The organism is Natrinema pallidum DSM 3751, from assembly GCF_000337615.1.
GTDB lineage: Archaea > Halobacteriota > Halobacteria > Halobacteriales > Natrialbaceae > Natrinema > Natrinema pallidum.
This window is the reverse complement of record NZ_AOII01000077.1, coordinates 1-24,851: the sequence shown is the minus strand read 5'-3', so window position 1 is coordinate 24,851 and position 24,851 is coordinate 1. Positions and strand designations below refer to the sequence as shown.

Annotated in this window: 28 protein-coding genes and 2 pseudogenes (1 of these 30 running past the window's edge); 9 read left to right on the top strand and 21 right to left on the bottom strand. The window is 67.4% G+C overall.

Translation table 11 applies throughout. The annotated features are described in order from the left end of the window. The 5 genes and pseudogenes from C487_RS12735 to C487_RS21060 all read right to left on the bottom strand — a co-directional run. Window positions 1-2,085, bottom strand: a pseudogene (locus C487_RS12735) (bacterio-opsin activator domain-containing protein); it reaches 908 nt to the left of the window's first position. A gap of 270 nt (window positions 2,086-2,355) precedes the next feature. Next, the gene (locus C487_RS21065) at window positions 2,356-2,529 is read right to left on the bottom strand and encodes a DUF7556 family protein (protein ID WP_006186191.1); all 174 of its coding nucleotides are present in this window, start codon (window positions 2,527-2,529) and stop codon (window positions 2,356-2,358) included. Between the two features lie 218 nt (window positions 2,530-2,747). After that, complete coding sequence (locus tag C487_RS12730) at window positions 2,748-2,954, bottom strand: DUF2196 domain-containing protein (RefSeq protein WP_006186190.1); 207 nt, start codon at window positions 2,952-2,954, stop codon at window positions 2,748-2,750. A gap of 99 nt (window positions 2,955-3,053) precedes the next feature. Further along, a complete protein-coding gene (msrB, locus tag C487_RS12725; RefSeq protein ID WP_006186189.1) occupies window positions 3,054-3,452 on the bottom strand; it encodes a peptide-methionine (R)-S-oxide reductase MsrB in 399 nt (132 codons plus the stop codon). 106 nt (window positions 3,453-3,558) lie between these two features. Next, the gene (locus C487_RS21060; RefSeq protein WP_162831893.1) at window positions 3,559-3,720 is read right to left on the bottom strand and encodes a hypothetical protein; all 162 of its coding nucleotides are present in this window, start codon (window positions 3,718-3,720) and stop codon (window positions 3,559-3,561) included. Between the two features lie 212 nt (window positions 3,721-3,932). Here C487_RS21060 and C487_RS12720 point away from each other — a divergent pair, with 212 nt between their 5' ends. From C487_RS12720 to C487_RS21055, 3 genes are all read left to right on the top strand, one after another. Then, complete coding sequence (locus tag C487_RS12720) at window positions 3,933-5,528, top strand: bacterio-opsin activator domain-containing protein (RefSeq protein ID WP_006186188.1); 1,596 nt, start codon at window positions 3,933-3,935, stop codon at window positions 5,526-5,528. A 117-nt stretch (window positions 5,529-5,645) separates the two neighbouring features. Then, the gene (locus C487_RS12715; RefSeq protein WP_006186187.1) at window positions 5,646-6,599 is read left to right on the top strand and encodes a phytoene/squalene synthase family protein; all 954 of its coding nucleotides are present in this window, start codon (window positions 5,646-5,648) and stop codon (window positions 6,597-6,599) included. A gap of 69 nt (window positions 6,600-6,668) precedes the next feature. Beyond that, window positions 6,669-6,821 (top strand): hypothetical protein, encoded by a 153-nt coding sequence (locus C487_RS21055; protein WP_006186186.1) that lies wholly within the window; start codon window positions 6,669-6,671, stop codon window positions 6,819-6,821. A 32-nt stretch (window positions 6,822-6,853) separates the two neighbouring features. Here C487_RS21055 and C487_RS21050 read toward each other — a convergent pair whose 3' ends face one another. The 4 genes from C487_RS21050 to C487_RS12700 form a co-directional block, all read right to left on the bottom strand. Continuing rightward, window positions 6,854-7,015 (bottom strand): hypothetical protein, encoded by a 162-nt coding sequence (locus C487_RS21050; RefSeq protein ID WP_006186185.1) that lies wholly within the window; start codon window positions 7,013-7,015, stop codon window positions 6,854-6,856. An 81-nt stretch (window positions 7,016-7,096) separates the two neighbouring features. Then, the gene (cruF, locus tag C487_RS12710; RefSeq protein WP_049908138.1) at window positions 7,097-7,999 is read right to left on the bottom strand and encodes a bisanhydrobacterioruberin hydratase; all 903 of its coding nucleotides are present in this window, start codon (window positions 7,997-7,999) and stop codon (window positions 7,097-7,099) included. Further along, a complete protein-coding gene (locus tag C487_RS12705; protein ID WP_006186183.1) occupies window positions 7,992-8,864 on the bottom strand; it encodes a prenyltransferase in 873 nt (290 codons plus the stop codon). Before C487_RS12705 ends, cruF begins: the two co-directional genes overlap by 8 nt. A 109-nt stretch (window positions 8,865-8,973) precedes the next feature. After that, window positions 8,974-10,464: a phytoene desaturase family protein gene (locus C487_RS12700; RefSeq protein WP_006186182.1), complete on the bottom strand. Its 1,491-nt coding sequence runs from the start codon at window positions 10,462-10,464 to the stop codon at window positions 8,974-8,976. Window positions 10,465-10,623: 159 nt separating this feature from the next. Between C487_RS12700 and C487_RS12695 the strand changes: the two genes are divergently transcribed. Continuing rightward, window positions 10,624-11,322, top strand: coding sequence for an SDR family NAD(P)-dependent oxidoreductase (locus C487_RS12695; protein WP_006186181.1), 699 nt, complete (start codon window positions 10,624-10,626; stop codon window positions 11,320-11,322). Between the two features lie 448 nt (window positions 11,323-11,770). On the opposite strand, the gene C487_RS12690 is transcribed toward C487_RS12695, so the two are convergent. The 10 genes from C487_RS12690 to C487_RS12645 all read right to left on the bottom strand — a co-directional run bounded on the left by C487_RS12690 (window position 11,771) and on the right by C487_RS12645 (window position 19,326). Further along, window positions 11,771-12,055: a translation initiation factor eIF-1A gene (locus C487_RS12690; RefSeq protein ID WP_081603348.1), complete on the bottom strand. Its 285-nt coding sequence runs from the start codon at window positions 12,053-12,055 to the stop codon at window positions 11,771-11,773. 133 nt (window positions 12,056-12,188) lie between these two features. Continuing rightward, on the bottom strand, window positions 12,189-12,698 hold the full coding sequence (locus C487_RS12685) for a YkgJ family cysteine cluster protein (protein WP_006186179.1): 510 nt from the start codon (window positions 12,696-12,698) through the stop codon (window positions 12,189-12,191). 261 nt (window positions 12,699-12,959) lie between these two features. Further along, on the bottom strand, window positions 12,960-13,379 hold the full coding sequence (locus C487_RS12680) for a hypothetical protein (RefSeq protein ID WP_006186178.1): 420 nt from the start codon (window positions 13,377-13,379) through the stop codon (window positions 12,960-12,962). A 26-nt stretch (window positions 13,380-13,405) separates the two neighbouring features. Beyond that, a complete protein-coding gene (locus C487_RS12675) occupies window positions 13,406-14,194 on the bottom strand; it encodes an adenosylcobinamide amidohydrolase (protein WP_006186177.1) in 789 nt (262 codons plus the stop codon). Then, on the bottom strand, window positions 14,191-15,249 hold the full coding sequence (locus tag C487_RS12670) for a pyridoxal phosphate-dependent aminotransferase (RefSeq protein WP_006186176.1): 1,059 nt from the start codon (window positions 15,247-15,249) through the stop codon (window positions 14,191-14,193). Before C487_RS12670 ends, C487_RS12675 begins: the two co-directional genes overlap by 4 nt. Continuing rightward, window positions 15,239-16,291 carry a nicotinate mononucleotide-dependent phosphoribosyltransferase CobT gene (gene cobT / locus C487_RS12665; protein ID WP_006186175.1) on the bottom strand — a complete coding sequence of 351 codons (1,053 nt, stop codon included), beginning with the start codon at window positions 16,289-16,291 and terminating at the stop codon, window positions 15,239-15,241. Before cobT ends, C487_RS12670 begins: the two co-directional genes overlap by 11 nt. A 1-nt stretch (window position 16,292) precedes the next feature. Further along, a complete protein-coding gene (locus C487_RS12660; protein ID WP_006186174.1) occupies window positions 16,293-16,880 on the bottom strand; it encodes a GTP--adenosylcobinamide-phosphateguanylyl transferase in 588 nt (195 codons plus the stop codon). Beyond that, on the bottom strand, window positions 16,880-17,644 hold the full coding sequence (gene cobS / locus C487_RS12655) for an adenosylcobinamide-GDP ribazoletransferase (RefSeq protein ID WP_006186173.1): 765 nt from the start codon (window positions 17,642-17,644) through the stop codon (window positions 16,880-16,882). The genes C487_RS12660 and cobS overlap by 1 nt, the downstream gene beginning before the upstream one ends. Then, window positions 17,641-18,639, bottom strand: a complete 999-nt coding sequence (cbiB, locus tag C487_RS12650; protein ID WP_006186172.1) for an adenosylcobinamide-phosphate synthase CbiB — start codon at window positions 18,637-18,639, stop codon at window positions 17,641-17,643. Before cbiB ends, cobS begins: the two co-directional genes overlap by 4 nt. 39 nt (window positions 18,640-18,678) lie before the next feature. Then, on the bottom strand, window positions 18,679-19,326 hold the full coding sequence (locus tag C487_RS12645) for an HAD family hydrolase (RefSeq protein ID WP_006186171.1): 648 nt from the start codon (window positions 19,324-19,326) through the stop codon (window positions 18,679-18,681). A gap of 189 nt (window positions 19,327-19,515) precedes the next feature. Here C487_RS12645 and C487_RS12640 point away from each other — a divergent pair, with 189 nt between their 5' ends. Then, window positions 19,516-19,920 carry a helix-turn-helix transcriptional regulator gene (locus C487_RS12640; RefSeq protein ID WP_049908139.1) on the top strand — a complete coding sequence of 135 codons (405 nt, stop codon included), beginning with the start codon at window positions 19,516-19,518 and terminating at the stop codon, window positions 19,918-19,920. Window positions 19,921-19,985: 65 nt separating this feature from the next. On the opposite strand, the gene C487_RS22240 is transcribed toward C487_RS12640, so the two are convergent. Then, on the bottom strand, window positions 19,986-20,732 hold the full coding sequence (locus tag C487_RS22240; RefSeq protein WP_006186169.1) for a translation initiation factor IF-2 subunit beta: 747 nt from the start codon (window positions 20,730-20,732) through the stop codon (window positions 19,986-19,988). A gap of 442 nt (window positions 20,733-21,174) precedes the next feature. On the opposite strand from C487_RS22240, the gene C487_RS12630 reads away from it, so the two are divergent. The 4 genes and pseudogenes from C487_RS12630 (at window position 21,175) to C487_RS12615 (ending at window position 24,159) form a co-directional block, all read left to right on the top strand. Then, window positions 21,175-22,128, top strand: coding sequence for a PGF-CTERM sorting domain-containing protein (locus C487_RS12630; RefSeq protein ID WP_006186168.1), 954 nt, complete (start codon window positions 21,175-21,177; stop codon window positions 22,126-22,128). A 406-nt stretch (window positions 22,129-22,534) separates the two neighbouring features. After that, window positions 22,535-22,762 carry a hypothetical protein gene (locus C487_RS12625; protein ID WP_006186167.1) on the top strand — a complete coding sequence of 76 codons (228 nt, stop codon included), beginning with the start codon at window positions 22,535-22,537 and terminating at the stop codon, window positions 22,760-22,762. A gap of 606 nt (window positions 22,763-23,368) precedes the next feature. Continuing rightward, window positions 23,369-23,611: pseudogene (locus C487_RS22030) on the top strand (YbaB/EbfC family nucleoid-associated protein); the annotation flags it as partial. Window positions 23,612-23,748: 137 nt separating this feature from the next. Beyond that, window positions 23,749-24,159, top strand: coding sequence for a hypothetical protein (locus tag C487_RS12615; protein ID WP_006186165.1), 411 nt, complete (start codon window positions 23,749-23,751; stop codon window positions 24,157-24,159). A gap of 153 nt (window positions 24,160-24,312) precedes the next feature. On the opposite strand, the gene C487_RS12610 is transcribed toward C487_RS12615, so the two are convergent. Beyond that, entirely contained in the window at window positions 24,313-24,663 is a 351-nt protein-coding gene (locus C487_RS12610) for a thioredoxin family protein (RefSeq protein ID WP_006186164.1), read from the bottom strand. Window positions 24,664-24,851: the final 188 nt, after the last annotated feature.

Sequence of the window (24,851 nt, the reverse complement as noted above, 5' to 3'; positions counted from 1 at the left end):
GGACTGGTACTCCCGGGCGAGCGCCGCCGATCGCCACGGTTCGTCGCGGAGCCCATCGGCGACGTTCGAGACGACGGTCACCGCCCGGTCCGTCGCCGTCCTGACGGCGGGTTCGCTCGAGTCGGAGAGTGAGAGCGAGACGGCGTCGAGATACGCCGCCCCCTCCGCCGGGCCACCGTGAGCGCGCGACTCGAGGCGGTCGCCGCCGATGTCGGCCCGACCGATCCACGCGAACGAGAACCGGTCGGCGGCCGTGAGCCGATCGCAGACGGCGCGTTCGATCTCCTCGCGGGTCTCCGCGCGAACCAGCGCTTGATCGAGATCCCTGATGATCTCGTTGACGTCGTTGAGGCGGGTGAGCTGCCGATTCCGGCGTTCGAGTTCCCGATCCCGTTCGCGAAGCGTCCGCTCGCGCTCGACCCGGTCGAGCGCGGCTTCGGCGGTCGCCGCCAACAGGTCGGTCAGTTCTCGGGACACCTCGTCGAACGCGTTCGACTCCGCCGAGCCGACGACGAAGACGCCGTGATCACCGAGCGGGACGTACGCGGCGCTTCGCAGGTCGGTCCCGGGATTCGAGAGGACCGAGGAGTCGTGTACATCGGCGAAGAACCGACTCTCGCCGTCGACGAAGACGTGTCCCGGGATGCTGTCGGTCGCCGCTCGGTGGTCGCGGGTCGGCCCGTGTAAGCGCTTCATGCCCGCGGAAGACGCGGCGGGCCGTAACACGTTCTCGTCCGTATCGAACAGATACACGGCGCTCGCCTCGCAGTCGAGGACGGCCGTCGCGTCGTCGACGGCGAGGGCGGCTATTTCGCGATCGGTTTCGGCGTACAGCAACTCGCGAGCAGTTCGGTGGAGCGCCGTCAGCGCCTCCTCGCGGCGCTTTCGCTTCGTCACGTCTCGACAGCTGTAGAGGGTCGTCCCGCCCTGAATCGACACCTCGCGTACGTTGACCAGCAGCGTGTGTTCGCGGCCCGCCCGATCGGTCGTCGTACACTCGATGTTCGTGAGCACGCCCTCCCGCTCGAGGGCTCCGCGGTCGAAGAGGTCCGGTCCGAGCAACTCGTCGATCGTCCCGAGATCGTGAATCTCGTCGTCCGAGTAGCCGAAAATGAAGTGGACGTTCGGACAGACGTAGGTGAACGCGCCGTCGTCGTCGGTGATGAGGACGGTGTCCGTCATGTTATTCAGCGTCACCCGGTGCAGTTCCTCGGACTCGCGTAACTCCCGCTCGAGGCGGGCGCGGTCGGTGATGTCGGTCGCCCGTGCGAGCAGCGAGACGATGTCGCCGGACTCGTCCCGGATCGGCCGGACGGTTACCTCGAACGTATGCGTCTCGGTTGCGTCTGCTTCCTCGCTCGACGGGGCGGTCATGTCCGAATCGGCGGACCCAGCGCCGTCGGTGTGGACCCGCGTCAGTTCGCGGTGTGCGACCTCGCCGGCCGCCGCCCGTTCGATCGCGTCCCCGATCGCCGTGCCCCCGTCGGTGGTACACCGCCACCAGGGTAGGTCCCGTAACGGCCGGCCGCGAACGTCGCTCGCGGCCGCGTCGATCGCCTCGAGCGCGGACTCGCTGGCCCGTCGAACGGTGCCGTCCGTCTCGAGCACCCACGAGTAGGTTTCGGGGGCCTCGAAGATCGCGTCGAACCGGCGAGCGCGCTCCCGTCGGCGGCGTCGCTCGCGGCCCGTCGACAGCGCCCGTTCGATCGCCGCGCGGCAGTCCGCGATCGAATCACTGCCGGGGTCGTCGCACGGCACGTACGCCGTGACATCCGCGGCGATCGCCGCGCTGGCCAGCGACTCGTCACCGTCGACCGGTGCGAGCACGACCGGGAGATCGGGATCGCGCTCGCGAACCGTCTCGAGAAGGTCGAGTCCGGTCGTCGCTGCCTCCGGCAGGGAATGGGCGGTCAGGAGACAGTCGACGGGGCGGTGCTCGAGGTGCTCGAGCGCAGCGGCCGCGGTCGCGACTGTGGTCACGTCGCGCGTTTCGTCCGCCAGCGCGTCCGACAGGCCGGCGGCTCTCCGATCGGGCGGTGCGACGACGAGGAGCCGGGCGTCGTCGAGCGGGCGTGCGGAAGCCATTCGTCCCCGATAGGACCGCCTGCGGATAGAACCCATCGGTCCGATTGCGATCGCTGCGGCAACGCCCGGTCACTGCTCGAGCGCAGTGATACGTGGCCGCGTTGCGGTCGGCGTCGAACGCGGGACGCGGCGATATTGATCCGATGGTTACGGACCTCACGCGACGGGACCGAGGAGATGCGGATGACGATACGTCACGATATCGTCCGCGACCGTGGATACGATGGCAGAAGGAAAGCGCGGGTAGCGGTCAGCACGGTTCCGAAGCGATTACCGCCACTCGTCGAGCGCGGCTACGTCGGGTTCGGGCATGGCGACCCAGCGCTCGTCCCGTGCGATATCGGCGACAACGAGGTGCGGGGTCCCGTCGATCTCGTCGACCGCCGCGACGACATCGGCTGTATCGCTCGATCGGCTTCCGATCGACTCTGCTTCGGGCACCATACTCGGGAATAATACTCTGTCGACTATGAATGTATCGATACGCCCCGAATATGTGATTAGATATTAAACTGTAACCGACATATTTCTATATTTTCTAAACTGCGTGTCGGTGGCGATCGGAGTTCGACGACTGTGAGCCACCGATCGACTCGGACGGATTTCGATCGAGCGCTCGCAACCGACCCCGCTTCGGTTTCGAGTCGGTGCGCTCGAGCGGTCTACTCGTCCGGTACGACCGAGCGAACGTGACCGACGACGCCGCTTTTCAGCTTCACGTGGGGTCCGTCGGGTTCGTCACCGTAACCCACTCCGATCTCGCCGATGAGCGGCTCCGTGTCCTCGGAGTGGGGGTCCGCGTCCTCCTGGACGATCTCGACGGTCATTCCCTGTCGGAGTTCCTCGGCGGTCGGTCGTTCGGCGGCCATGGCTGGCGGTGATCGGGGGTGCTTCAAAACCGTGTCGCCTGCACCCGCGGGCTCGGCCGGGCGTCGCTTCGCCGCGTGTCCCCGCTCCGAACGCCGGCGTTACTCGTCGAACTCGAGGGCGACGGAGTTGATGCAGTATCGCTTGCCGGTCGGCTCGGGACCGTCCTCGAAGACGTGACCGAGATGGCCGCCACAGTTCGCACAGACGACTTCGGTGCGGCGCATGCCGTGGCTGGTGTCGGTTCGGGTTTCGATCCGATCGTCGTCGGCGTCGTAGAAACTCGGCCAGCCACAGCCGGAGTCGAACTTGGTCTCCGAATCGAACAGTTCGGCTCCGCAGCCGGCGCAGGCGTAGGAGCCGTCCGCCTTGTGGTCGACGTACTCGCCGCTGAACGGCGTCTCGGTGCCTGCTTCCCGGAGGATTCGATACTCCTCGTCGCTCAATCGTTCGCGCCACTCCTCGTCGCTCGTCGGGACGTGATCCGACTCGTCGCTCATGGGCGCTCGTAGGGGGGAGACACTCAAGAGTCTGTCTGCGCAGTCGCCGAGTCCGGCGGCGTCGACCGAACACGGCCGCGCCGATATCGGTGCCCGGGCGTCGCAGTCACCGGCTGGTAATGATATCCGTGCTCTCGCAGTCGGGACACTGGGTCATCCGCCCCAGTTTCGGGACCTCGATCCGCCGCCACTCGTCGTCCCCACCGGGCGCTTCGAAGCCGCAGTTCCGACACCGTGACCGTTCGTGTGTCATCTGGTCGCTACCCATGTCTCGACATATGCGATAGGGTTACATAGTCGTTTGTTCAGCCGGCAGAGAGCGTCACGAGTGCCAACGGGTCGTGCGACCGATCGCAACGGGAGGATCGGTCGCGGGCACGCCATCGGCGACAGTGGTGAGCGTGGACGTGACGATTCGGTCACACCGCACCACCCGTCGTGCCAATCATGTTAAGCCACAGCAGACCGTACGTCCGAGCGATGGTTCCCCGGCACGACCTCGCCGCAGCGACGCTCGAGACGCTCCCCGTTACCGTCGCTGTCATCGACGACGAGGGTGAAATCCTCCTGACGAATCGATCCTGGCGCGACTTCGGCCCGGACCCCGACGACCACGTCGGCGCGGATTACGTCGCGACCGCCGCGACTGCGGACGACGAACACGCCCGTCGGGCGACCGCGGGAATCGAGGCCGTTCTCGCGGGCGAGCGCGACTCCTTCGAGATGGAGTATCCGTGTCACTCGGCGGACAAGAAACGCTGGTTCATGATGCGTGTCAGTCCCTTTACCGACGACGGCCAGCGGCTGGTCTCGCTCGTTCACCTCGAGATCACCGAGCGGAAACTGGCCGAGATCGCCGCCGAGGAGAACGCCCGTCAGGGACGCAACGAACGCGAGGCACTGGAACACGTCCTCGAGCGCGTTGACGGACTCGTCCGGAACGTCACCGACGCCGCCGTCGGCGCGGGGACCAGAGCGGAGATCGAACACGAGGTCTGTGCGTGTCTCGCCGAGACGGACCCCTACGTCCTCGCCTGGATCGGCCGCGCGGACGTCACGGCACAGCGGCTCTCACCCCACGAATGGGCCAGTCAGGGTGACATCCCTCTGGAGGACGACGAACTCGTCATCGGGACCGACGAGGAGCACCCGGCCGTTCGGGCGTTCGTGGATGGGGGGCCAGCGGTCGTCCAGAACCTCGAGTCGGTCGCGGACGCCGACCGGTGGTGGCCGACCGGGGCCGGCGATGCCGTCCGATCGGTCACCGCCTTGCCGCTTTCGTACGGCGAGGTCACCTACGGCGTCCTCGTCGTTTTCGCCGCGGACGCCGACGCCTTCGACGATCGGGAACTCCTCGTGCTCGAGTCGCTCGCCGGCACGATCGCGACCGCGATGAACGCCCTCGAAGTCAGGCGCATGCTCACGACCGAGACCGTCGTCTCGGTCGAGGTCGCCATCGAGGACCCATCGCTGTTCGTCACGGCACTGTCGGCGACGCTCGAGGCCGCGATCAGCTACCGGGGCGTGACCTACGACGGGGACGGAACGCCGCATCTCTACCTCCATGCCGATCGGGCGATCGCCCCTGAAGACATCCCCGACGCGTCCCCGAACGGCGGCGACGTGACGATCCTCTCGAAAACCGACGGGCGGACCATTCTCGAGGTCACCACCGACGACGGGCTGGTGACGGCCCTGAGCGAGTACGGGGCGGTGATTCAGGAACTGACGGTCGCCGAGACGGTCGCCGACCTCACCGTCGAACTTCCGGACGGTCGCTCCGCTCGCTCGGCGTACGACCTGCTCGAGCGTCGATACGAGCGCGTCGAACTCGTCAGCTACCACGAGACCGACGAGCCGACGCCCACTCGAGAGAGCATCACGACACGCCTCGAGTCGTCGCTGACCGACCGCCAGTTCACGGCGCTCCGGAAGGCCTACTATGCGAACTACTTCGAGTGGCCCCGCGACGTGTCGGGCGAGGAGTTAGCCGAGTCGATGGGCATTTCGCGGTCGACGTTTCACCAGCACCTGCGAACCGCCCAGCGGAAGTTGCTCGACGAACTCCTCGAGTGAGACCCCCGCTGACGACCCGTCTCCGGCCCGACTGAACATAGTGAGGTGGGGTTATTTTATATACATCTGTCGTAGTGGAGACATCCGATCACCGTCGGCGGGTCTACGGGACAGAGAATGCAACAGGAACACATCGACGCGGGCAAGGCGATACAGAAGCGAACCGGGAAGACGTTCTATCTCGCGACGCGGTTTCTCCCCGAGCGAGTGCGACATGCGACCCACGTCCTCTATGCGTTCTTCCGCATCGCGGACGAAGTGGTCGACGACGCCGACGACGTCGACCCGGCGACACAGCGGGCCCAACTCGAGTCGCTCCGGGCGCAGGCGCTGGGCGAGCAAGCGCCCGACGATCCGGTGCTCGAGGCGTTCGGGGAGCTCAGAGAGCGGTACGGGATCGACGACGAGGAGATCGACACGTTCATCGACGCGATGGCGACCGACATCGAGACCAGCCGGTACGAGACCTACGAGGACCTCGAGTCCTACATGCGCGGGTCGGCCGCGTCGGTCGGCGTGATGATGACCGCGATCATGGAACCCGACGCCGAAGACGTCGCCATCCCCCACGCCGTCAAACTCGGCGAAGCGTTCCAGATGACGAACTTCCTGCGGGACGTCCGCGAGGACATCCGCGAGCGCGACCGGATCTACGTGCCACAGGAGACGCTTCGGGACCACGGGGTCGATCCGGCACAGATCGAGCGACTCGAGTACTCCGAGTCGTTCGCGAGGGCGATGGCCGCCGAACTCCAGCGCACGGAGGAACTCTATCGCGAGGGCGTGGCCGGCATCAGATACCTGCCCGAGGACTGCCAGCTTCCGGTCCTGTTGGCGGCGGTTCTCTACGCGGAACACCACACCGTCATCCTCAATCAGGGGTACGACGTGCTCTCGCGGGAGCCGTCGCTATCGACGACCCGAAAGCTGTGGTGTCTGGCGAAGACACGCTGGCACTGGCACTGGAATCGGGACCCCGAAGCAGTGTTCCAGCGCGTCTCGGCGGTGCCGACGACCGACCACGACCATCGCCACCCGGAACACGGAGACGGCGTGCCGACACGCACCTGACCGGCCGTTTATCAAATCCCACGATATAGTGGCCCGACTTTCGTAGCCATCGCGTTCGAAGCCCAGTGTATGCCCACAGAGGCGACCTCCGATATCGTCGACGAAGAGCGTCAGATGGGCCGAACGACCGCGATCGGACTCGGCATCTGGCTCGCGCTGATCATCGCCGCCGCGATCCTATTGGTCGTGTTCGGCGACGCCATCTCGAGCCTGTTCGTCTGAGCGGACCGGCCGTGAGTTTTCACCGCGGGTCGCTACTCGGAAACGTCTTCGTTCGTTTGCACGGTCGTTTCCGCGACGATGAATTTCGCGAGTTTTCGTTTCGTGTGCGTGGTAACCAGGTGCTCCTCGAGTTGCTGGTTGGTGGCCGGGGGTTCCCGGCAGATGGGGCACTCGATCGAGTTACGCGTTGCCATAGCAATGGCAGGGCGGTCACGAGCAAAAGTGACGTGCCGGCATGTTCGTCCCGCACCTCGCAGGGAACCGAATGCCGTCGGTCAGCGACCGCGCCACCGCTCGGGGAGCGCCGTCGAAAGCATTGCGAGGTCGTAGCGGTCGGTCCGGAACAGGCCGAGACAGAACAGGCCGGCGACGCCGGCCGCCAGCCAGTTGCCATAGAGCACGTTGATCGCACCCCACAACAGGACGAAACTCACCAGATCGTCGAGCGCGAACTCGCAGGACCGGACCCGCTCGAGCAGGACCGCGCGATCGAACGCGCAATCGACGAGGACGACGGCGACGGTCCCCGAGAGGAGCCACCCCCAGTAGTTCGAGCGGGGTACGCCGTAGTAGCCGCCCGGCGGAACGTACTCCCAAAACCCGATGGCGACGGCTCCGGGGTCGAGGACCAGATCGACCGCGACGACGGCGGCGATTGCCGCGAGCAGTCGGGGACCGACGCGCGCGGCTCGGTCGCGAAGCACCAGCAACGTCAGCAGGGTGGCGTTGAGCACCAGCGGGACGAAAAACAGCGGCAGGGCCAGGGGCACGTCGCCGCCCAGCATCGGCCCGAGCCGAATCCCGTACTCGAACGTGCCGTAGGGCCAGCCGGTCCGAACGCCGACGAGTTCGATGGCGTAGGTGTAGCCCGTCAACACGGCCAGGACCGCGACCGCCCGTCGATCGATCGTCGGCAGCAAGGCGACGACCAGCGGCGACCGCATCACCAGCGTTCCGAACAGGATCAACAACGGATTGTACGCGAGCGGTGCCGGAAGCATCCCTTCGGCGCTGCCGACCAGCGTCACCGCGCCGATGACCGGGAAAACCACCGCGACGGTAAATCGGTTCTCCCGGATGAGCGCCTCGAGTCGCCGCTGTACCGTCTCCCGTGCCGTCCCGCTGCTCACTCCCGCGGTCGGATTGGATGGCGGGCCCGCCGACTCGCCGCTATCCATAGAGGAGCCTCCAGAGGCCGCCCATGGTCAGGAGCGCGCCGACGACGGTGTTGATCGCCGGGAACCACCAGTAGGCCCGATCGACGGTGACACTCGCGGTCGCGATCGCGGCGACGAGCCCCGGATACACGAGCATGAGTGCGCCCAGTCGCCCGTCGAGCGCGCCGAAGGCGACCGCGCTCGCCAGCCAGCACGCGCCGCAGTAGGCGTAGGTCCGTCGCTCCCCGAGCATCGTCGCCGTCGTCCGGGTCCCGGTTTCGCGGTCGGGCTCGATGTCGGGGATCGCCGAGAACGTGTGCATTCCCATAGCCCACAGCCAGCCGCCGACGATCGCCAGCACGGGCGGCTGGGAGCCGGCGACGGCGGCGTACGCGGCCACGCCCGGCGTGATGTAGAGCCCGTTGGAGACCGAATCCAGCGCCGGCGTCGTCTTGAATCGGGCCGGTGGGGCGCTGTAGGCCGCACCGAGGGCGAGAAAGGCGACGAGCCACGGGATCGCGGCCGCCGCAAGCAGCGGCGCGAACAGTAGCGGCAGGGCCGCACAGAAGGCGACGGCGACGGGAACGGATCGCTGTCCCCGATAGCGCGCCTCCCGATCGTCCTTTTTCGGATTCGCCGCGTCGATCTCCCGGTCATAGATATCGTTGATGCCATAGAGGAAGACGTTCGCGGGGAGGAGGAAGTACGCGAACAGGACGGCCGTCGCCGGCGTGATCAGGTCCGCGACCGACCCCGCGGCGTAGGCGACGCCGACGAGGACCGGCCCGGCCAGATAGAGCCAGAACCGCGGCCGCGAGAGCGTCAGCAGGTACGACAGCTGTTCGCCGACGCTGCCCTCGCTTCCCGCCGTCGGCTCCCTCTTCATCGCTGGCGTCTCGAGCGCGCGGGCGGTCGGATGCGGACGATCACTTCGGTTCTGTAAGCGGGTCGGCTCAGCTGCGCGTCCCAACCCGTCCCTCGGGGTTCCGGCACGGTCAGCCCCCGCGTCCGTGATCCTCGAGCACTTTCTCCGCCGTCAGGTCGCCGCTGATGAGACACATCGGGACGCCGATTCCGGGTGTGGTATCACCGCCCACGAAGTAGAGTCCGTCGACTTCCGCCGACCGGTGTGGCGGGCGGAAGAGTGCCGTCTGGCGGAGGGTGTGGGCCAATCCCAGCGCCGTCCCGCCGTAGCTGTTGTACCGGCCCGCGAAGTCCGCGACGGAGAACCGCTCCTCGAGGACGATCCGGTCCCGGAGATCCGTCCCCGTGTTTTCGGCGATATCGTCGAGGATCACGTTCCGATACTCGTCGCGAATTTCGGGCGTGTCCTCGAGACCGGGTGCGACGGGCACGAGGACGAACAGGGCGCTGTGGCCCTCGGGGGCAACGTCGTCGTCAGTCGTGGAGGGGACACACAGGTAGTAGGCCGGGTCGTCCGGCCACTGGGGGTCCTCGAAGATCTGATCGAAGTGGGCCTGCCAGTCGGTCGGCAGCACGAGCGTGTGGTGGGCGAGGTCGTCGACGTTGCCCTCGACGCCGAGATAGAGGAGGAACGCGGAGGGCGCGTAGGTCCGGTCGTCCCAGTAGTCGGCGTCGTGGCCGCGCCGTTCGGGGGTCAGCAGTTCCTGTTCGGTGTGGGCGTAATCGGCGTTGCTCACGACCAGATCCGACTGCAGGGGGCCGGCCGGCGTTTCGACCTCGAATCCGCCCGTGCGGCCTTTGATCTCCGTTGCCGGGCGATCGGTGTCGTACTCGACGCCGAGTTCCGCGCCCAGTTCCGCGACGCCGTCGATGACCGCGCCGATCCCGCCGTCGGGGTACCAGACACCGAGGTTGAAATCGACGTGGCTCATCAGGTTGTAGAGCGCCGGCGTGTTAGTCGGTGACCCGCCGAGAAACACCAGCGTGTACTGCATGATCTGCTGGATCTTCGGATGGTCGAAGTAGCCCGCCACGTGCCCCTGCATCGAGCCAAGCAGCGAAAGGCCCCGCGCCTGTCGCGCCACGTCGAGATCGAGGTAGTCCCGCAGGCGCTCGCGATCCTCGTAGACGAAGTGTTTCATCCCCACCTCGTAGTTTTCCTTCGACTTCTCGAGGTACCGCTCTAGGGCCTCACCCGCACCCGACTCGTACTCCTCGAAGACGGCTTTCGTCCGCTCTAGGTCGGGCGTGACGTCGACCCGGTCCCCGTCCTTGAAGAAGATTCGGTAGTGGGGATCGAGGTGTTCGAGGTCGTAGTAGTCGCTCGGCGTCCGATCGAAGTCGGCGAAGAACCGCTCGAAGACATCGGGCATCAGATACCACGAGGGCCCCATGTCGAACCTGAAGCCGTCCCTCTCGAGGCGGCTCGCTCGGCCACCGAGCTGTTCGTTCTTCTCGATGACACGAACGTCGGCACCCGCGTCGGCGAGGTAACAGGCCGTCGAGAGCCCACCGATGCCGCTCCCGATCACGACGATCGACTCACCGGCCAGCGATTGCATGGTCGACCGTGAGTATCGGACCGCTGTTAAACGTGTCTCATACATAGATAGGGAATCCGGCCGGTCGTCGGCGCGGCGGGCGGGGTCGGGGTCGCCTCGAACTCGGCGGTCGTTCCCCACGTCCGGTAGGTTCCTGTGGATCGCGCCCGTACGGTGCGTATGGACGGCCAGACAGTCATCGTGACCGGTGGAACACGCGGTATCGGTGCTGCCGTCGCCGAGGCGTTCGGTGCGGATGGTGCGACCGTCGTCGTCGGTGCTCGAGACGCGGACGAAGTCGACGCGACCGTCGACGCGCTCGAAGACGCGGGGACCACCGCGGCGGGGCTCAGAACCGACGTTCGCGACGAGTACGACGTGGAGCGGCTGACGGAGACCGCCTCGCGGGCGGGCGAGACAGCCGGTATCGATGTCGTCGTTCCCGCGGCGGGCGTGTATCACGGCGAGGCTGGAGCGACGCCGACCGACGACGAATCGTATGCCGCGTTCGACGACCACTGGCGGACGAACGGACGCGGCGTGTACGCGACGATCCGCGAGTCGCTGCCGCACTTAAACGACGGCGCGCGGGTGCTCGTGCCGACGGGCTCGGTCGCTCGAGACGGGCAGTCGGGCTACGGCTCCTATGCGATCTCGAAGGCGACGGCGGAGGCGGTGACTCGCGGCTTCGCCGCCGACACCGACTACGTCGTGGGCTGTCTGGACCCGGGGGTCGTCGCCACGGGGCTGTCGGGGGAGGCCGGCCGCGACCCGGACGCCGTCGCCCCGATGTTCGTCTGGGCGGCGACCGAAGCGGAGCCAACGGCCGTCGACGGGGCGGTCGTCGGACTGCGCGAGTGGAAGCAAGCGACGCGATAACGCTCGAGAACTCGGTTACTGCGGTAGTCGAGTACTTGAGTGCCTCGAGTCGCTCCGACTGCAGTCCCGGACCTGGGCGGATCGCTACGTCGGGATGTGCATCAGCGCGCGGATCGACTATTGAGAGGAACGGCCGTTCGCGGTTCGATACGGTCGATGCGACCGGTTCTTCGGACGCCAAACGGAGCGACCGCTCGCGTAAGCACCGTCTCGCATCGGCCCGATGGGAGACGGAGGTAAAAGTGCGGCAATCGAGCGCGGCGCTTGGCGAGTGCACGGTCACGTGCTCACGTGACCATACCGACTGGTATACTTCTGCGAACGCACCTCGTTTTGCCGTCCTGTCACCGGGCTATCGGCGAGCGACCGAATACGAGCGCCAGCGCGACCGCTACGGGCGACCTATCGGCGGGAGAAATCTAGTAAGTATCGGAACCGCTACCGAGGATCAATCGATATGGCCTTCGCGACGCAGTTGATCTGCGTCCTGGCCGGTGTAGCGCCACTCGATAGTGGCCTTCTCGTCTTGCCAGTCCCACGGTTCGGCGACGACGATATCGTCTTGCTCGATCCAGGTCCGGTATTTCATGCGACCCGGGATGCGGCCGAGTCGCTCCTCGCCGTCCTCACAGCGGAGGCGCACGTGGTTGCCTCCGAGGTGTTCGGTTACGACGGCGAATACTTCATCGCTGTTGGGCATACGGAGGTTCCGTCGCCCGGAGTCTTCTGTCACAACTTAACTATGTGCGGCAGACGTTTAAACGCTTGGAAAGACGTGGTATCCCACAACATAGTATCACCGATCTATACCCCAACTGATCATTCCGACTGACATTCATCGTCGCCCGACCGATCGCTACTGCGGTCTAGAGTTCGCGGTCCGACTCCGGATTCTCGAGGTCCCACAACAGTTCGGGCAGAAAGGCCTCGAGATTGTCGATGACCGACCGCTCGCTGACGTTCAGCCCCTCGCAGTGGTCGTGAGCCGAGTCGCGGATATCGACGTGGAGGTCGCCGTCCTCGAGCCAGACGGCGAGCGGAAAGACCGAACACCGGGTGGGTTTCCAGTCCGCGTCCAAGTGCAGTGAACAGAGGCCGTCCTCGCGCAGAAAGGCACACGCGTGGCCGTCCTCGGCGACGTGATCCTCGCGGTCTTTCGCCTCTCGAGTGACGAACTTCTCGCCGCGGAAGTCGGTCGTCGTCTCCGCGAGGTTTGCCCGCTGGGCCAGCTCGAGGAGGTCCCGATCGTACAGCAACACGCCGTGGTGACAGCACCACGTGCAGTCGTCGACGCACTCGAAGGTGAGGTCGGGATCGAACTCGACGACGACCTCGCGGTCGGGGTATACCTCGACGCGTCGGGTGTCGGCGCTCACGTGTCGTCGGTGGGCGGTCGCCGTGAAGTGCTTTTCTACCCCGACTTTGTGGACGTAGCTCGAGTCGACGTTTCGTCCACGCTTTCAGTCCCGTCCGGCGGTGGGTTGGTGGGGGTGCTGGGCGGTGATGGGGTTGCTGTAGCGCGTTCGCGGCCGTCGCCCGTTGTGCTCCGCGCGAGTTTCATTAGCGGGGGTCTCGAGTCCGAACGAGTCGTGGTATCGGGTCGTCGGCGTTCCGGCTCCGGCCGATCGCGGGCCTCGCTAGCCGAGCGTCTTGAGTTCGACGCGGTGCGTTCCGTCGTCGGTCTCGAGCGCGATCGAATCGACGATCGCGTCGCGTGCCCGCGTTCGCCACTCGGCGATGGCATCGGCGTGGCGGTCGCGGAGCCGGTCGTCCGCGGCCGGGTCGTCGTCCGCCTCCGCCAGCGCCGACTCGAGGTCCGGGTACGCCGCGAGGACATCGTCCGCGATGACGGTTGCGGGCGAAAGGTGTACCGCACCGGTTAGTTCGGCGTCGTCGACGTGGTAGACGTGGATGCGGGCCCGCATCCGGCCGTGAAACGGCGGCGTTACCCGGAGGACAGCCTCCCCCGGGTTTTCCCGCCCGTAGACGTAGGCGTCGACGGCGTCCGCCGGGGAGAGCGCGATCGACCGAATGGCTGACGGGTCGTCCTCGACCATCGGTCGACGGTTGGACTCGCAACGGATTAACTGTCGGGTTGGGAGCGCTCGCTCGCGAGCGGCGGCTGAAAAACGTCGGCGCGACGGGCGGTCGAAACACCGTACGTCGCATCGTCGACCGCTGCCGGCAGCTCCGCGTCGGCGGTCGCGTAGTGGGCGCTAAGCGACGCCCGGACGGCCTCCCGGACGCAGGCACGCGCCGCCGCGCCGAGTTGGGTGCCGCTGCCCGAGAACGCCGCCGGCGACCCCGACGGGTCGTGGCCGACGATGATCGCGTCCGTCGTCGTCCCCGGGAACCCGGTCTCGGCGAGCAGCGTCGCCGCCTTCGCCTCCGCGGCGAGCGCGATCAGGTTCTCGAGCGCGCCCGCGGCGAGCGCGCGCGTCGTTCCGACGATGACGTTGACGGTCCCGCGCCCCTGCCCGGGTCCCGCATCGTCGGCTTCGACCGCAGTCGACTCCGACGGGTCGGTGGGAGTCGGCTCCATTGGTAACGCGGCGGGGTTCGAGATGCCGGCTGTCGCGTAGGCCGTCACGGACCCGCACCGAGCGCCGCGAGCGTCCGCGATGTCGACGCCGGTCAGCAACGCCGGGCCGGCCGCGTCCCCGGCGGGCGTCCCGAATCCCGCCCGCTCGAGCCGGTCGCCGACGTAGGGTCCGAGTTCCGTCCGCTCCCATCCTTCCGGGACCGAGATGTTGTAGGCGCAGTCGGCCGTCCGGCGGCCGCCGTTCCAGCCGGTCGAGAGCCATTCGGTGTCCGGTCGGCGAACGCGAAGCACGCCCGCCCGCCGGATCGCGTCGTAGTCCGAGTCCGTCATCGCTCCGTTTCCGGATCGTCGTCCGCGCGCTCGCGAACGCCCAGCGCGGCGAGCAGCCGGTCGTTGGCCGTTCGATCCTTGACCGCGACGCGGACGTGGGAATCGAGCGTCCGGAACGTCGTCGCGTCGCGGATCGCGACGCCGGCCGCACGCGCGTCGTCGATCACCGTCGCTACGTCCCGGTCGCCGACGTCACAGAGGAGGTACGGTGCGTCCGAGTCGTGGACGTCGAACCGTTCCTCGAGCGCCTCGCGCAACCGCTCGCGCTCGCTGGCGACATGGGTGCGCGTTTCGCGGACGAACGTCTCCCGTCGCAGGCAGTGTGTGCCGACCCGAGCGGCCGGCGTCCCGAGCGACCACGCACGGCGAGCCGTCTCGAGCGCGGCCCGGCGTTCGCCGGTCGCGACCGCGAAGCCGGCCCGAAGCCCCGGCAGCCCGAACAGTTTGGTCAGCGAGCGCGCGACGACGACGTGTTCGCGGTCCAGGGTCGCCATCGACGGGCGATCGGTAAACCCCAGGAACGCTTCGTCGACGAGCAACGTCGTCTCGGCGTCCGCACAGCGGGCGGCGAACGACGCGAGCGCGTCCGGATCGATCGCGTCGCCGGTCGGGTTGTTCGGCGTACAGCACACGGCGAGCGCACACGGCTCGAGCACGGTCGGGCCGAGTTCGGTCAGGTCGTCGTAGCGAACGAACCGCGGCGTCGCCCCCTGTAATTCGACTTCGCGGGCGTACTCCCCGAAACTGGGGTACGGGACGAGCGCCTCGTCGCCCGGCTCGAGCGCGATCTCCATCGCGAGTCGGATCGCGGCCAGTCCGCCGGGGGTCGGAACCACCCGTTCCGGCCCGCAGCCGACGAAGTCGGCGGCGGCGGCGCGAAAGGCCGGATAGCCGTCGTCGGGGTAGCGCCGGGATTCCTCGAGTGCGGCCGCGTACGCGTCGTCGACGCCCGCGGGGGTTCTTGGGTTCGTGTTGGCCGAGAAGTCGAGCAGGTCGCGGTCGGTCTCGCCGCCGTGGGGAACCCGGTCGCCGGCGCTGATCGCGTCAGGGTCCACGACCGCCCTCCGTCCGGGCGTCGGTGTCCGCACCGTCCTCGGCGCTCGGATCGGCGTCGCCCTCGATTCCGAGCCGGCGACAGACCGTCTCGAGTCGATCCCTGACCGCCGCCATCTCGCCGTCGGGGACGAGCGAGAGCGCGCCGCCCATCCCGACGCCCTCCTTGGCCTCGCCGGCGCAGTAGCGGTCCATCGCGACGTGGTCACGCTCGTCGAAGCCGGGGTCGGTGACGGTCAGTTCGCAGTCGAACCGCTCGCAGGCGTCGGCGAGCCGATCGCCCTGTTCGTCGGCCACGAACGAGGTCGTCGCGACCGACAGCGGCGCGTCGATGCCCGCGTGGCGCAACACGGCGGCAACGGCGAGCATCTGGGTTCCGCCGGCGAGCGTCACGGCGGTGCCGGACTCGAGCGCCCCGGCCGCGATCCCGGCGACCGTCGGCTGGACGGGATCGCCGACCGCTTCGATCGCCGCGAGCGGCGTCCCCTCGCAGTCGCCCGGCTCGAGGTCGCTCGCGGCCAGCGCCTCGTCGACGACGCGCCGTTTGCGCTCGATCGGGTTCTCCGGGAGCGACGAGGAGACGCCGGCCGGCTCGCCGAGCGCGGTCAGGACGCCCAGTGCGGTCGTCGTCCCGCCGGGAACCGTCTCGCCGATCAGCAGTTCGTCGTCGAGCAACCTCGCGCCGTAGTCGAACGCCCGATCGAAGGCCGCCGCCGCGTCGGGCACGGCGATCGCTTCGCGAACGTCGTTCCCGGGGTCGCCGCCGAGATCGACCGTCGGCGCGGCCGTCGACTGCGTGAGCCCCGCGTCGATCACCGACACGTCGAAGCCGACGACCTCTCTGACCGCACGGGTCACGGCAGCCGGGGTCGGACAGCCGTTCGGGCTCACGGGCGTCACCGGCGACATGATCGGTGCGCCGTGTTCGACGATTTCGACGTCCGCCGAGGGCGTGTGTTCCATCAGCTCCGGTGCGGCCCCGGCGGCGCTGATGCCGTCGATCAGCGCGGTCTCGGTCGTTCCGGCGGGAAGGACGACGCGCATCTCAGCGCTCCTCCGCGGTGCGGTCGCGCAGCATGTCGGCTGCGAGACGGGCGTCTTCGCGTCGGTTCACGTTCACCGCAAGTCGTGGATCGTAGTGTACGTCGGTCATCGTCGTGGATTCGTCCGTGGTGCCGACCACGTTGACCCCGGTCGGCGCGAGGTGGTCGTCGGGCTCGAGTCGCGTCTCGATGCTGACGCCGAGCCGCCGTTTGAGCGCCGCGGGAACGCAGACGGTGCGCGAGGTCTCGGCATCGCCGTGGGCCGCGAGTATCCGGTCGACGACCGCCGCCTCGAGCAGCGGCAGGTCCGCAGCGACGGTCAGGAGCGGCGGCGAGAGTGCGGGCCGCTCGAGGGCGGCCAGCAGATCGGTCACGTAGCCCTCACCGGCCGTCTCGATCGTCACGACGCCGTCGCGCTCCTCGAGATGGGACCGCGTCGCCGGTGCGTTCGGCGAGACGGCGGCGGTGATCGTCTCGACCCGGCTCGCCTCGAGCGCCGCACGGACGCGGTCGACCATCGCGGTCCCGTCGATCGGGTGCAGGGGCTTCTCGTGAGGGCTCTCGAGGCGGGTGCCTTTCCCGCCGCACATCACGAGAGCGTCCACGCGATCACCCCCACGTGAACGCCGGCGACGCGGCCGATCTCGTTGGCTGCCCCGAAGATGTCGCCGTTGATGCCCCCCAGCGCGCGATCCGCCCAGTACCACGGGAGCCCGATGCCGGCGACGGCACCGGGGAGGGCGATCACACCCGGGTGAGGCCAGACGAACACGGCTGCCGCGAGAACGATCGTTGCGGGCACGAGAAACGCCCCGGCAGTGCTCACGTCGGTGAACTGCTCGCCCATTCCCTCGTAGGCGGCACGCCCGAAGCAGGCCATCGCGGCCATCCCGAGTTTCGTCCCCACTTCGGCCCCGATCGCGATGCCGACCGCCGCGAGGACCGGCAGGTCGGCCAGTCCAAGCCCGCCCAGTGCCAGCGCGGCGACGATGATCGCCACCGCAAGCAACGCGCCGACGCCGGTCGTCGTGTCCTTCAGCACCTCGCGGCGGCGCTCGACGTCGCCGTGGACGACCAGCGCGTCGCCCAAATCGGCGATCCCGTCGAGATGGTGGATTCCAGTCACGGCGTAGACCGAAAGCAGGTAGCCGAGCGCGACGGTCGGCGCGGTCAGCGTGTCGGCAGCGAGCAGCGGGATCGCCGCCAGCGATCCCGCCACGAGGCCGACGACGGGGAACGCGACCGGCGTCGCGCGGAACGCGTCCCAATCGCCGTCGCGGTGCCCGACCGGAAGCCGCGTCAGAAACCCGAGCGCGCCGCGAACGGCCCCGACCCAGCGGCCGATCACGGTCATTCCGCTTGCACCCCCGCGATCGAACCCGTACTCGAGGCGATCATCGACTGCCAGTACGTCTCGAAGCCACCTGCAAGCTCCGGAACGGCACTCGCCAGCACAATGGCACCGAGGATCGAAACGACGGCCGCTCGCCCGACGAGGCTGACGGCCCGCTCGCCTTCGGCCAGCGTCGGGCGGTCGGCATCGGGATTGAGGACGTAGACGTTCTCCTTCTCGAGGCGAACGCCGAGGGCGCAGGCGAGCGTCGCCATCGGCCACCCGGAGTTGGGCGACGGCGGCGCGCGAGCCCACTGCCGGGCACGCACGATCGCGCCCGGATCGACCGCGGCGACGGCGATCGCCCCGGCGGCGAGTCGGGCGGGCAGATACATGACGAGATCGTCCAGCCGCGCGCTCGCGGTGCCGATCGGTTTCGAGGGGTAGCCAAGCATCGAGTCGAGCGTGTTGACCCCCTTGACCCACGCGGCGGCGGCCGCCGCGGCCGGAAGCGAGATCGGTGCGAGTATCGCGAACGGGATCAGGGTCGCGACCAGCCCGTCCGCGAGGTTCTCGGCCGCGCTCTCGACGGCCGCGCTGCGGAGCGCACCGGCCGAGAGCGTCGCGGTCTCTCGCCCGACCAACCCGCGGACCCGGTCGCGGGCTCGCTCGAGATCGCCGGCCGTCGCCCCGACGACATCCGCGGTCAGGTCGAGCAGCGACCGCAGACTGGTCGTCAGGAAGAGAGCGAACGCGGCAGCGATACCGCCGGCCATCGGTCCGAACGAACTCGCCGCGAGGACGCCCCCGCCAACGACGGCGGCGGGACCGAGCGGCGCGAGCACGGCGATCACGACGCCGGCAAGGCGCTGGCGGCGCTCGTCGTCGCTCCACGGCCGATCGACCGCGCCGACGAGGCGGCCGAACCACGCGACCGGATGCGCCGCAGTCGGCAGTTCGCCGAGCAGTAAGTCGAGGCTGAACGCCAGCCCGACGACCGCGAGCGTCCTCAACACGCCACCCTCGCCTCCATACTGTCGTCCGAATGAGGCCGCTCAGTCATTACTGCTGTGTTCGTCGGGCGTCGACGCTGCCAGTCGCGCCGGCACGGCCGCGAGCGACAGGTCCTCGAGTAGCACTGCCGTGCCACCCGCGGCTTCGATCCCGCCGTCGGTCCGGGGATCGTCGCCGACGTGGACGAGATCGGCGGTAGCGACGCCGAGTTCGGCGGCGGTCCGGTCGAAGATTTCGGGGGCCGGTTTGCGCCAGCCACAGCCGACGCTCGTGACGATCGCGTCGAAATCGTCGCGCTCGAACGCCGATCTGACGAGCGTGCGCCCGACCAGTTCCGGGACGCTGCAGTTCGAACAGATCGCCACCGGACCCCGCTTTCGGGCGGCGGCGACCGCCTCGAGCGCGCCGGGTCTCGTCTCGACGGTCGGGTCGAACGCCGCGACGACGGCCCGTCTGGCCGCGTTGTGTTCGGCGTCCACGCCGCGACTCGAGAGCGCGCGCGAGACGTGGGCCGGAAGTGGCACCTCCGCGCCCTCCGGTGCGTCGACGTGTGGCTCCGCGTAGGCCGTGGCCCAGTCGTCGGGGACCGCGACGTCTCGCTTCGCGAGTTCCGTCGCGACGGCGTCGGCCGGATCGTCCGGCCGGTCGGCGGTCACCAGCGTCCCGAAGAGGTCGAACGATACTCCCACACCAGTGTGACTAGCACAACCTACCTTTAATTTCGCGGTATCCGGGTGGGGGGTTGTTTGGACGGTTTTGTGCATACCCCTTTGTTCACATGGCCACCAGGACGGACTACAATGCACGGACGACGGAGTGCGATCGATTCCGGGCTCGTAACTGCTGTCATACGAACGGTTCGAACCCGTGTCGCCCCGGTGGACTCGAGCGGCGCGAACCGACGTGCCGAGGGGTTGACGATCGGCCACCACGGGCAGTGCAGGGCTCGATCGGCCGACGATCTACCCGGTGACGCGTCGGCGACGGGGTCGGACGAGGACCGGTCGATCACGGACGACCTCGTCGATCCCGACAGCGGTCCCACGACCAGGAGTGAACTCCTCGAGTACGGTCTCACGCCCGAGGAGTACGTTCGCGCCGTCCTCATCGAACACGGCGGCCGGATCAAACAACGGCGGTTCGCCGAGCGCTACGGCTGGGCACACGCCACGCTCAGCCGCCTCCTCTCGGAGCTCGAGGAGCGCGATGTCATCGACCGCTATCGGGTCGGTCGGGAGAACGTGGTCTGTTTGCCGGATGCGATCCCCGAAACAGCGCGCTGACGGTCGCGTCGCCGCGCTCCCTCGCGGATCGTCCGACACGCCGCACGAATCGAATCGAATCGCGATCAGTCGAGGCGGGCGAACGCCAGGTTGCCCGAGATGTTCTTGATGTAGATGTCCACGATGTCGCCCTCCTCGGCACCGGGGACGAAGATCGTGTAACTGCCCTTTTCGGCGACGCCGTCGCCCTTGCGTCCGGTGCCGGTGATCTCGACCGTGTAGGTCTGGCCCTCCTCGACGGCGTCTTGCTGTTGTTGCTGCTGGCTGCTGGTCGAGCGCTTAGTGACGGGCCGGAACGCACCGCAGGCGTCACAGCGCAGCCTGTCTCTTATACACATCTCTGATGGCGCNGTGTAGGTCTGGCCCTCCTCGACGGCGTCTTGCTGTTGTTGCTGCTGGCTGCTGGTCGAGCGCTTAGTGACGGGCCGGAACGCACCGCAGGCGTCACAGCGCAGCATCGGTGTTCGGTCCTCGCGGACGAGACGGGTGTCCGGCAGGCCACACTCCGAACAGAGGACGTACTCGTCGACGTAGGCGTCGATCGCCGCGTCGAGATCCGTCTGTGAGAAGGTCCCGTTGTACCGCCCACGGCCGTCCTCGAGTTTGCCGCTGGTCCCCAGTTCGCGCTGGATGAACCGGTGGAGATGTTCGGTATCGCGCGAGAGCACGTCGGCGATCTCGTCGAGGTTCGTCACTCGCGTGAACGCGCCGTCTTTCTGTGGCTCCGGATCGGGAATCTGCAGTCGCTGTTCGTCGCCCCCGATATCGGGGACGTCCTCCATCGCTCGGTCGAGACTCGATTCGTAATCCATACGCGAAAGCAGGTGACGCGAACGTAAATCCGTTCTGCTATCACAATCCGCCCGACAGCACGGCGTTCGGGCGAGACACGACGACCGGGGAACGGCCGGCCCCGACGTGCGGCCGCGATGACGGACGGCCGTGGCGATACGAGACGGACGGTCGCTGCGTGGGGTGAGTCGCACCCGGACGAGCGGCGTCCTCGAACGGTCGGGTCAGTTCGGCCGCCGACGAGTCGGGGGACTGTCTGCAGTAGCATTTCGATTCGGACCGGTCGCCCAAACGCTGCCTACTCAGCGTAACGACCTGCTACTTCGCGGTACGCTGCTCATATATAGAACGGGACATCCGGTATCTCGGATCGATGACTAGTACTCTCACACGACAGTCATCGTCGCAGTACAGTCGTCCGATCGACCCACTCGGTATCGGAATGGGGGCGGACGCGTGACCATGTCCGGCGCACGCGGCTCACGGGGTCCGCTCCCGAACGGTTGTCGGCGGTTGCTCGCGCTGGCGCTCGGGCTGGCGGTGATCGGCAGTCTCGTCGCGACGGGTGCCGGAGCGTCCGCGAGCCTCGTCGATCCGGAGTCGAACGGGTCCGTCTCGGAAGCGGAATACGTCGAGTCCACGCCCGAACCGGGCGACCCCTACTTCGAAGCGGCAGCGGAAGACGGTAGCTGGATCAGCTACGAGAACCCGCGGGACGAGTATCGCAGCCCGTACCTCGGCGAGGGCTCCGGAAAGATCTGTGTCACGCTGCTCAACGAAAACGGCGATCCCGTCGTCGGCGAGTCGGTCCCGAACACGTCCGTTACGATTCCGACGAACAACGTGACGAGCTGGCACTCCAAGGCGAATCCGATGACCGTCAAGTTCCCCATGACCGACCACTACGACCGGCCGCTCGACGGCGATGAGTTCGGAACGAGCCCGGAGATGTCCCAGGGCGACGGCTACCTGGATTCCCACTGTATCGAGATGCACGGACAGCCCGAAGACGCGACCATCGAGTACGGCGAAGCGGAGATCAGCGGCGAACACGCCGACAAGATCGACGTCGTGGGGTACATCCAACAGGTCCCCGAAGGCGACGGCTGGGACTCGGATATCGATCCGGTCGCCGCCGCGGAGCCCTACGAGGAAGTCGGCGGCAGCTGGACCTACGAACCGGAGGCCACTCACGCACAGGTCAGTGTCATCCTACAGCTCGATGCAGCGCCGGGCGGCTCCGTGAGCCCGTCCGATCCCGACGGGAACGGCTCGAGCGGCTCCACGAGCGGGACCGATCAGGAGCCCGACGACGACGAGGCCGAGGACGGGAACCCGATGCCCGGGTTCGGCGCGCTCGCGGCCCTCGTCGCGCTGTCGGTCGCCGTCATCGCTCGCCACCGCAACCGCGGATAAGGCGGTCCGGAGACGGTATCGATCCGGCTCCGAACCCGGCCCGACGACGACCGCCGCAACGGCGTCGTCACTCGGCGGGAACTGACTCGGCCCGAAAGACAGGGAACGGCTACGGATGTAGCCGGGAACCATGGAGCTCCTCGCACGTCATGACGGGGCGGACGGATCGGGTGGACCTCCCCACCGACAGACTGTCGTACCCCCCGTCTACCTGACTGTTCGCTCGAAACACAATAATACTGCTGGCCAATTCACGGGCAAACCGGCGAAAACGGACGGAAGATTTCCACGATATGTGCGGTATGCTATTATACTGCGGCCTCGAGACGCGGACCGAACGGCTACGCGGGACCGCCGGTCGTCCGAACCAATCAGGTTTTATCGGTTGGCGCGAGATAGCCGACAAATGACGAACACAAGCGAGTCGGACGGGGATGCACCGCGCGTTCCGGTCGTCTGTCCTGACTGTGAAACGACTTCCCGCGTTCCCCTCTCGGATGTCGCCGACGCCGTCGAACGGCACAACGACCAACTCCACGACGGCGACGACGTCGCCGAAGTCGATCCCGATGTCGCCGACCGCATCGCGGATCTGGTCGCCACCGAACTCGGCCTCCTCGAGGACGACGACTGAGACGGCCACTGTCGGTTCGGACCGCTGCACCCGCCCGGACGTCGGTCCGCCGGACAAGCGGGACAGCAGACCGGATGCACACCCTCGTATCGGTTGCACACCTCGATTACCGACCGAAGTCTTCACGGAACCTGTCGACGAGCGAGCCGTCGATGCCTCTCTCGATGGGAGAGCGATCCGGCGATTGCGTTCAAAATTTCACCGATGTTCCGCTCGAGAGGTTATATTTCACCGAATCGGACCGTTGGTTCAGTGAGAAGGCTTATGCTGTCATACCCGACTCTACCCACCATATGGCACGCGAGAAAGCGCCAGCGGCTCCCGACACCGGAGCCGGTACAGCCGACGACGAGGCCGAGGACGCGTCACCGCTCAGCACCGAACCGACCGCGACGGCGACCATCGCAGCGACGCGGGCGGGAGCGGACGCTGGCGGTGCCCTCCCGAACACGCTGACGATCATCGGACAGGGGGTCCCCTCGAGCGTCGAACTCACTGTCGACGGCGAGATCGAACCGGCCGGCGAGGACGGAACGAGCAATGTGACCGTCCTCTCGGGGACGACGGTGGAGGGAACGGTCGAGGACGGCACGGTAACGGTCCGCTTCAGCGGCGAGNCTCACTGTCGACGGCGAGATCGAACCGGCCGGCGAGGACGGAACGAGCAATGTGACCGTCCTCTCGGGGACGACGGTGGAGGGAACGGTCGAGGACGGCACGGTAACGGTCCGCTTCAGCGGCGAGTTGACCGACGTGACGTTCGTCGATCGCGGGATCACCGGCCGGACGCCGGCGACGACCCCGAACGTCCACGTCGATTACGGCACGCCGGAACGATCGCAGTCGTAGTCGACCGAGACGGTCTCGTCACGGCGTGGTTCGCCGGTCGAGACCCGACTGACCGCTCCCGACCGGACGAGCGCGCCGGGCGCTCCCGGCGATCCGAGACGTAAACATACTCCCGGACGGGGACCTAACGTCACCACATGGACGACCACACACCCGACGCCGACGCGGAGAGCGACACCGGTGTCGAGGCAGACACCGACGTTACGGTCGAAACGAAGGCTCACAGCCACACGGAAGGCGGACACGCCGTCGAAACGAAGGCTGGTGCCCCGATCTATTCCGACGCCGGATCGGAAATCGACGCCAAGTGGATGGATGCCGCCGACGGGCGCATCCTCGAGGTCATGCAGTCGGAAGACGTCTTCGAGCCGCAGCAGTTCGAAGAAGAGGGGATCTGTCCGGGGAGGTTCGCGGCCTATCGCTGTCGGGAACTGTCCAAGTACGGCCTCCTGAAGCGTCACATGCCCGGCGTCTACGAACTCACCGACGCGGGCGAGCAGTATCTCGCGGGCGACCTCGATCCGAGCGAACTCGAGCCCGACGAGTAGCGGTACGAGGTCGAGACGGGTGGTCGAGCTCGTCGCGAGCGCGACGGCGTCACAGCGGAGAGCTACCGGTTCCGCACGGCCTTCGGACATCGCAGAGACGAGTGGGCGACACGAAGGGTGTAGCCGTTCGCTCGCCGTGCCGTGTTCTCCGCTTTAGTCGGCGTCGGCGGCGTTCGGAACGTGGCTTTCGAGGAAGTCGGTCACTGCGTCGCCGCCCTGGAACCCCTCCGCCAGCCGCGCGGTCTCCGTTCCGTCCTCGAACAGGATCAGCGTCGGGACCGACCGAATGTCGAAGCGATCGACGAGGTCGATGTCGTCGCCGGGATTGACCATTCCGATCGCGACATCCGTTGCGCGGGCGACGTTACCCAGTACCGGTTCCATCGCCTGACACAGCGCACAGCCGCTGGTGTAGAACTCCACGAGCGCGACGTCGTGGTTCGCCACGAACTCGTCGAGTTCGTCGCCGGTCTCGAATCGACTCGGTTTGCTGGTCACGGCCATAGGATCGGCTACGCGTCCGCGATAGAAACCCCTGACGGACGCAGCAGGCCTCGAGCCCGGAACTCTCGTCAGCCCGGCCTCGTGCTCGGGAATTCGAATCACGGGTCGGTCTCGCACGTTCCGATTTGGATGACGGTATCGCATCGAGGAGTCATCGGTCGGCTGTATTGTGTGACGGGGACACGGAG